Source organism: uncultured Meiothermus sp., assembly GCF_937863175.1.
Classification (GTDB): Bacteria; Deinococcota; Deinococci; order Deinococcales; family Thermaceae; genus Meiothermus.
Genome location: NZ_CALMCQ010000068.1, coordinates 1 through 7,244, shown reverse-complemented (window position 1 = coordinate 7,244; position 7,244 = coordinate 1). Strand labels below are relative to the sequence as shown.

Sequence of the window (7,244 nt, the reverse complement as noted above, 5' to 3'; positions counted from 1 at the left end):
GGTCATTCATCAAAGCTCCTTTTGAAAATCTGGATTTATAAAACCTGGGTCAAACCCGCCGAATTGTATCAAACTATCAAAGGGATGTTCAGCCCGGAGGCTTTGGTGCAAACCAATTCTAGTTCTAGCGGAGTGCAGCCATTTCGCGGCGGGCGCGCTCCAAGTCGAAACGATCGGCGGCGGTTCTGGGGGCAATAGTCAGGGCCGCTTCGTACTGATTGCGGGCGTCTTCTTTCCTGCCCTGGGCCGCCAGTACCCCGGCCAGCTCTATCTTGTGGATGATGGCCTGGGGCTCGAGCCGAATGGCTTCACTAAAAAGCGGCATGATCTGGTTGCTATTGGCGCCATACAGCCAGCCCACATTTTTGGCAATTAGCGAGTGGTGCCACAAGGCCAGCGCGACCCTGGCCCCGGCATGCCGGGGGTTAAGGCGGAGGGTTCGATCCAGGTTCTCTTTGATGCTGCCTGCGAGTCCCAGGCTTTCCAGAATGCCCCGGTATTGCGAGAGGCGGCCCTGGGCGCGAGCCAGCTCAAAATAGGCTTCGGCATCGCCGTTGTCGGCCTGGATAGCCCGGCGTGCGGCCGCCTCGGCCCGGCCAAACCAGTCGGCTTTTTCGTTATCGTTGGCAAGATAGCCCGCAAAGTAGCTGGCGGCTCTGGCGGCCAGAACCAAGCCCTCGGCGCTGCCCAGACGCAGACCCGCCTCATAGGCTTCTTGAAACCTGCCTTCATCCACCAGTTTTTCAACTGCGGCTACGTTTTGGGCCAGACCCGCCGACAGCAGCAGCACTATCCATACCACCAGACCCTGCATACCACTCCTCTCGAGGTTGCCGCACGGCCTACCGCCGGCAACTACCGGCATGAATTTTACCGGATGTGCATCTGCGGCCAGGGACTTCGACCCGGCATGTTACACTACCCCCATGATAGCGTTACGAGCGATTCCTTTTGCCGTGGGAATCGCCCTATTTGCGTTTACGGCCTCGGCCCAGCTTGGTGCAGAAGGCTACTATACCCAGTGCAGGGCCCTTTACGACCAGGGCGTGCGGGATAGCGCCCGGGCGACCTGTCAACTGGCGTTGGTAGCCGACCCCAATCATCTGCCCAGTACCAAACTGCTGGGGCGAATTTTCCTGGAGGAAAACAATCCCAGTGCTGCCCAGCCTTTCCTCCAGCAAATGATCCGGCTCAGCCCGCAAGACCCCGAAGTGGCCTTGCTGGATGCGCGTTTTCTGCTCTTGCAGGGCCGCCCCGCCGATGCACTGGCCCGGCTGCCGCTGGGTCTAAACACCGAAGCCGTGCTTTTGCGCGGCCATATCCACGAGGCCCTGGGCCGCTATGAGGAAGCCTATGATACCTTCCGCCGGGTGGCTGCTTCGGGGGAGGCCCGCCTGGCCGCTGCGCGACTGGCTGAGCGGCTGGGCCGTCCCCAAGAAGCGTTGGGCTTGCTGGGTGACAGCCCCAAAGAGGAGCTTGCCAAAGCCCGCCTGATGTGGTTGTCGGGTGACACCCGTGCGGCCGCAGAAGCCCTCGAGGAAGTCCTACCCCGCCTGGGGCCCCTGGAGGCGGATTACACCCGCACCCTGGGCTTGCTAGCAATGGTCTACTACGGTCTGGGCGAATTTGACAAAGGCTCGCTGGTCTTGCGTCAGCTCTCCTCGCGGATGAGCCTGCCCAGCAACCTGTTGGGCAAGGTCTGGCCCTGGTTGGTGGTGTTTTTAATCTACCTGGGGCTGGTGCTATACGGAGAGAGCCGCATCGAGCCCATGCGCACGGTGGAGATGGGTACCGAGCGGCGTTTTGGCCCTGGCTCCATCCACCTGTGGCTGATTCTGGCCATGCTGCTAGCAGGGCTGGCCGCAGTGGGGATTGGCCAGCTGCTTTACCAGAACCTGCTGGCGCTGTTCACCCCCTTCCAGGGTCAGGTGGTGCGCCCAGTCTTCTATTTCCTGCTCGGAGCCTTTGCGCTCCTGATCGCATACCAGAGCGTCAGCCGAGAAGGTATGGTGAATGCCCTGGGGTCGCGCACCAGCTGGGTTGAGGGCACCTGGGCTGGTCTGGCCTTGCTGGCCTTACTGGCCCTGTACTCCTATATTGCTAAACCTCTGGGCCTGAGCGGACTCGGCACCCTGTATCCCATCTTCTTTGGGCTGGCGCTGCTGGAATTGGTCATTCGCGGGGTGGGGTATCCGGTCTTCAAGGAACGCTACAAAGAACTGAGCACCTTCATGATCCCGGTGCTTTTTGCCCTGGCGATCCCCGGCCCTACGGTCTTCTTCCTGATGGCAAGCCTTTTCCTGGGCTGGCTTTATATGCGCACCAGGGGGGCCCTGGCCGGGGCCGCTGCCTGGGTATTTGCAGGGTTGATTCTGGCACTGGTCGCCAACTTGCCTTTGACCCGCACCCTACTGGGTAGCTAAGAAACGCTAAAGACTAATCCTTCCACAACAAACGGCCAGCGAGCGGTTGCGGGGTCGGAGTTGCTTCTGATCCAGGGCTGGGCTCGAGGGAAGTACACCCTTAAGGGTCGGTGATATGGGCACACAGGCCAGCCTGCACGTCTCGGGCACAGTACCCAGATGTATACCGAACTGGATGCAGCGACACACACTCTGGGAAGCTCGTATTCTCGGTGCCAGGGCCTCTGGTTGGATAGACTGTTGTGGAATGCGCGAGGTCTTTTTTCTCTCCGACTTTGGCCTGGCCGATCCCTATGCTGCCGTGGTCAAGGCGGTGATGAGGCGAACCGCTCCGGGGGTAGTCGCTCACGACCTGGCCCACAACTTGCCCCCGGGTGACCTGAACCGGGCCAGTTACATTTTGTATGAATCGGTGCCCTATCTGCCCCAGCAGTCGGTGGTGTTGGCGGTGGTTGACCCTGGGGCGGGCTCGAGCCACCCGGCGGTTCTGGTTCTGGGTGAGCGGCTTTGCTATGTAGCCCCCGACAATGGACTGCTTACCCTGGCTTTTTTGCAAGACCCGCCCCAGAAAGCGTATTTGCTCGAGAACCCCGCCTACCACCGGCCCAACAAATCGGCCACTTTTCGTGGGCGGGATCTATTTGGGCCAGTGGCGGCCCACCTGGCCGCCGGGGTAGAACCACACCACCTGGGCCCCGGGTTGTCCGTTCAACACTTGGTTCGCCTCCCCATTCATCTGAAGACTGGAACACACGGCGAAATATTCACCTTTGACCGGTATGGCAACGCCATCACCACCCTGCTTGCGACCTCCGATCAAATTCGGGGTACGACCGCGCGAATTCGCTACCATAAAATTCCGGTGGCCTCACACTACGCCGAAGTGCCGGTCGGGGCGGCCCTGGCTTATGTGGGCAGCGCTGGACTGCTCGAGGTGGCAGTGCATCTGGGCAGTGCGCAGGATCAGCTTGGACTCAAACCAGGGGATCGGGTAGAACTCCTTTGAAAAGCCTGCCTGGGTTGACCTATTGGGCTTCAGCTTGTAGATTGGAGAGCGGTTTGCCGAAAGCGACTTCTGTCGAGGTTGCTTTCTCCAGAAGGAAGTGACCTGAAATGGCCAAACACCCAGTACCCAAGAAAAAAGTTTCCAAGTCCCGCCGAGACATTCGCCGGGCTGCGGTTTCTACCCTGACGGCCCCCACGCTCATCAAATGCGCCAACTGCGGCGCGAAAATTCCCCCCCATGCCGTTTGTAATAGCTGCGGCTACTATGCCGGCAAAAAGGTGCTGGAAATCCAGGCCTGATCTCTACCAACTCTGCGCGGGAGTGACGCGGTAAGCACCACTCCTTCAACCACCCCAACGGCGAATACTGCTGACTGGGGAGTAATTCCTCTTTGGGTATGTGCGCTACGCAGAGGTCTGGCATCGCAGCCTCGCCAGGGGTCGGGGGATAACCAGCAGACTGCTTCCATGGAGGAGGATCTGCTTGGTAGCGGGCCTGGGTAGCTTTCGACCGCGATGACACTCCCCTGACCTCGAGTCCATACCTTTGGGGGTCAGGAGGGCGAATGAAAAAATTGGCATTTTTTACGATGTTGGTCGGCCTGGTAGTACTCGGGCAGACCCAGCCTGCCCCGGTGACGACGGCGGACTTCAAGGTCTACAATGCACGCAAGGATCAACTCGTGTCGGCGGGGGTTCGCATTTTTGGCCCCAGCGCCACCGTAGCCCAGGACCTCGAGCCAGAGTACATTGCGGTTTCGCCCGACTCGCGCACCGCCTACGTAACCCTGCAGGAGAACAACGCCCTGGCGGTGGTGGATATCCGGGCGGGCCGGGTGACGGAAATCTTGCCACTCGGCTTTAAGGATCACAGCCGTCCCGGCAGCGGTCTCGACGTGAACGACCGTGACAACCAGGCAAAAATTGAACCTGCGAAGGTTTTTGGAATGTATCAGCCCGATGCCATCGCGCATGTCGAGTTTGGAGGCCAGGGCTTCCTGATTACCGCCAATGAGGGCGACGCACGGGCCTACCCGGGCTTCAACGAGGAGGCCAGAGTGGGCGACCTCCAGCTCGACCCAGGCCGCTACACCCCCGAGGAGCGCACGGCTCTGGCCCGCCTGCAAGTGACCCGCACCCTCGGGCAGAGTGGAGCCGCCTACGGCGCCCTCTACGCCTTTGGGGCGCGCTCCGTCAGCGTGTGGAGTACGGCGGGGCGACTGGTCTGGGACTCCGGCGATCTGAAGGAGCGCACCGTGCTGGCCCGCAACCCGCAGTTCTTTAACACCAACCACACCGCCAATGCCCGCGACGGGCGCAGCGCCGCCAAAGGCCCCGAGCCCGAGGGGGTTGCGGTGGGGCGCATCGGCGGAAGGCAGTATGCCTTTGTGGGCCTCGAGCGCCAGAGCGCCATCCTCAGCTTCGATGTGACGATACCCCAGGCCCCGGTGCTGCGCGACTATGCCATCAACCGGAACTTTGCTCAGGCCATTGACGCCAGTAACTATGTGGACAATGGCGACCTGGGCCCCGAGGGGCTGGTCTTCGTGCCCGCAACCGACAGCCCCAACGGCCAGCCGATGCTGATTGTAGGCAACGAGGTCAGCGGTTCGACCGCTTTCTGGCAGGTCGAAGCCGAGGGGCGCCTGAAGCTGCTGGGGCGTTACGTCTTCACCGAGAACGGGCGGCCCGTCTTCAACCGGGGAGCCGCCGAGATTCCCGCCTTCGATCCCCGCACCAGGCGGGTCTTCGTGGTGAACGGGCACACTCGAGGCATAGACATTCTCGAGGCCGCTAACCCGGCCCAGCCCCGCTTGATCCGTTCGGTCAGCTTCCGTGAGCGCGGCGTACCCAACAGCGTGGCAGTCCGGGACGGGCTGGTGGCGGTGGCCCTGGAGGCCCCGGTCAAAACCGACCCTGGCAGCGTGGTCTTCATGGACACCGAGGGGAACGTGAGGGCCAGCGTGCCGGTGGGAGCGCTGCCCGACATGCTGACCTTTACTCCCGACGGACGTTACATCCTCACCGCCAACGAGGGTGAGCCCTCCGACGATTACAGAACCGATCCCGAGGGCAGCATCTCGATCATCGAACTGGCCAGGGTGCCGGGGCTGCGCTAAGGACATTTCGCCTCGAGCCCTTCTTCTGCCCTCGACCAGAGGCGGAAGAGGGAGGCGACGCCCCGCCGAGGGATGGATAAGCGGGGGTTATGGCCGTCGCTACGAGGAGGCCATAGCCCCTTCCTTCATGGCTGGAGGCCGCCCGCGCCGAAGAAGCAGTACAGCAGGAGCGCAAACAAGGCACCGCGCCGGGGCGGGCCCGTCTCCTTGTGCCCGAGGTCATCCTGAGGGGTTTACTCCCCGAGCCGTGCCGGCTGGAACCGTTCCTGGATGCATACCAGGCTGTACAGGCGGGAGTGCCAGCTCGGCTACCGAACCACCCCGTGATGAATAGCCATTTCAACTAAAAAATACTGCGCAGGGCTTGTTTTCTTGTTGCCTGCAGGATGCTCGCTCGAGGCGAACCATCTTTGCGCAGGGTTCAGATTTGGGGTAAAAACCTCCAAGAACCGCCGGACACCCCGGCGCGCAGGTGCGGCGGGTGTTATCTTTGTTGAAGCGTCCCCGGCTCCGGGGGCAGCTTAGGAGGCAACGTTGAATATCGGTATCCAAGCCCTTGGCACCTATGCCCCCGAGCGGGTCATGACCAATCAAGACTTCGAGAAGACGCTGGACACGTCCGACGAGTGGATTGTCAGTCGCACCGGAATCCGCGAACGAAGGCTGGCTGCCGAAGGGGAGTACACCTCGCACCTGGCTTTTCGGGCGGTGGAAGATCTGATTCGGCGTCATGGGAGAAGCGCACTGGATGGGGTGGATCTGGTGATTGTTGCTACCAACACTCCCGATGCGCTGTTTCCGGCCACAGCTGCCCTGGTGCAAGACCGCTTCGGTCTGAAGGCCGGAGCCTATGACCTGCTGGCGGGTTGTCCTGGCTGGGGCTATGCCATTGCCCAGGCCCATGCCATGGTGCAGAGCGGCCTGGCCCGCAGGGTGCTCACCATCGGCTCGGAAACCCTTTCCAAAATCCTCGACTACACCGACCGCTCGACTGCGGTGCTGTTTGGGGATGGGGCCGGGGCTGCGGTGGTTGGCCCGGTGCCGGCAGGATATGGCTTCAAGTCGTTTGTACTGGGTTCCGATGGCTCCGGTGGCAAGGAACTTACGCTGCGCTGCATCGCCGACAAACTGCCGGATGGTAGCCCGATTCCTGAGCGGGCCTACATGAATGGGCGTGAGGTCTTCAAGTTTGCCGTGCGGGTGATGAACACCGCGACCCTCGAGGCCATCGAAAAAGCTGGGCTCAAGCCTGAGGACATCAAGTATCTGATCCCCCACCAGGCCAATGCCCGCATCATCGAGGCCGCCCGCGAACGCCTGCAACTACCCCCCGAACAGGTCTGGGTCAACGTGGATCGCTATGGCAACACCTCCACGGCCTCCATGCCCATCGCCCTGCAGGAAGCCCTGGACGCAGGCAAGATCCACAATGGTGACCATATCCTCTTTGTTACCTTTGGGGCCGGCCTGACCTGGGCCGCCAGCGTGCTGACCTGGTGGCAGCCGGATTGAGAGCGCCGATAGACCATGGCCGAGAGCCACACGGAATGGGATAAAAAGAAGGATCGGCACGAGGTGATACGCAGTGGGCGATACGCAGTACACCCCAGGCTGGAGGTTATAGATGATTGCAGCATTGTTCCCCGGACAGGGCTCCCAAGAAATTGGCATGGGCAGAGCCCTCTACGACGGCTCG

General features: G+C 61.5%; 6 protein-coding genes. 5 read left to right on the top strand and 1 reads right to left on the bottom strand.

Annotation, left to right across the window (positions count from 1 at the left end):
• Positions 1 to 124 precede the first annotated feature (124 nt).
• Positions 125 to 814: a hypothetical protein gene (locus Q0288_RS02775; protein ID WP_299426852.1), complete on the bottom strand. Its 690-nt coding sequence runs from the start codon at positions 812 to 814 to the stop codon at positions 125 to 127.
• A gap of 112 nt (positions 815 to 926) precedes the next feature.
• On the opposite strand from Q0288_RS02775, the gene Q0288_RS02770 reads away from it, so the two are divergent.
• The 5 genes from Q0288_RS02770 (at position 927) to Q0288_RS02750 (ending at position 7,060) form a co-directional block, all read left to right on the top strand.
• Positions 927 to 2,423 carry a tetratricopeptide repeat protein gene (locus Q0288_RS02770; protein ID WP_299426849.1) on the top strand — a complete coding sequence of 499 codons (1,497 nt, stop codon included), beginning with the start codon at positions 927 to 929 and terminating at the stop codon, positions 2,421 to 2,423.
• Between the two features lie 247 nt (positions 2,424 to 2,670).
• Positions 2,671 to 3,429 (top strand): SAM-dependent chlorinase/fluorinase, encoded by a 759-nt coding sequence (locus tag Q0288_RS02765; RefSeq protein WP_299426846.1) that lies wholly within the window; start codon positions 2,671 to 2,673, stop codon positions 3,427 to 3,429.
• Between the two features lie 107 nt (positions 3,430 to 3,536).
• The gene (gene rpmF / locus Q0288_RS02760; RefSeq protein WP_299426843.1) at positions 3,537 to 3,728 is read left to right on the top strand and encodes a 50S ribosomal protein L32; all 192 of its coding nucleotides are present in this window, start codon (positions 3,537 to 3,539) and stop codon (positions 3,726 to 3,728) included.
• A 266-nt stretch (positions 3,729 to 3,994) separates the two neighbouring features.
• Positions 3,995 to 5,548 carry a choice-of-anchor I family protein gene (locus Q0288_RS02755; RefSeq protein ID WP_299426840.1) on the top strand — a complete coding sequence of 518 codons (1,554 nt, stop codon included), beginning with the start codon at positions 3,995 to 3,997 and terminating at the stop codon, positions 5,546 to 5,548.
• 534 nt (positions 5,549 to 6,082) lie between these two features.
• On the top strand, positions 6,083 to 7,060 hold the full coding sequence (locus Q0288_RS02750) for a beta-ketoacyl-ACP synthase III (protein ID WP_299426837.1): 978 nt from the start codon (positions 6,083 to 6,085) through the stop codon (positions 7,058 to 7,060).
• Positions 7,061 to 7,244: the final 184 nt, after the last annotated feature.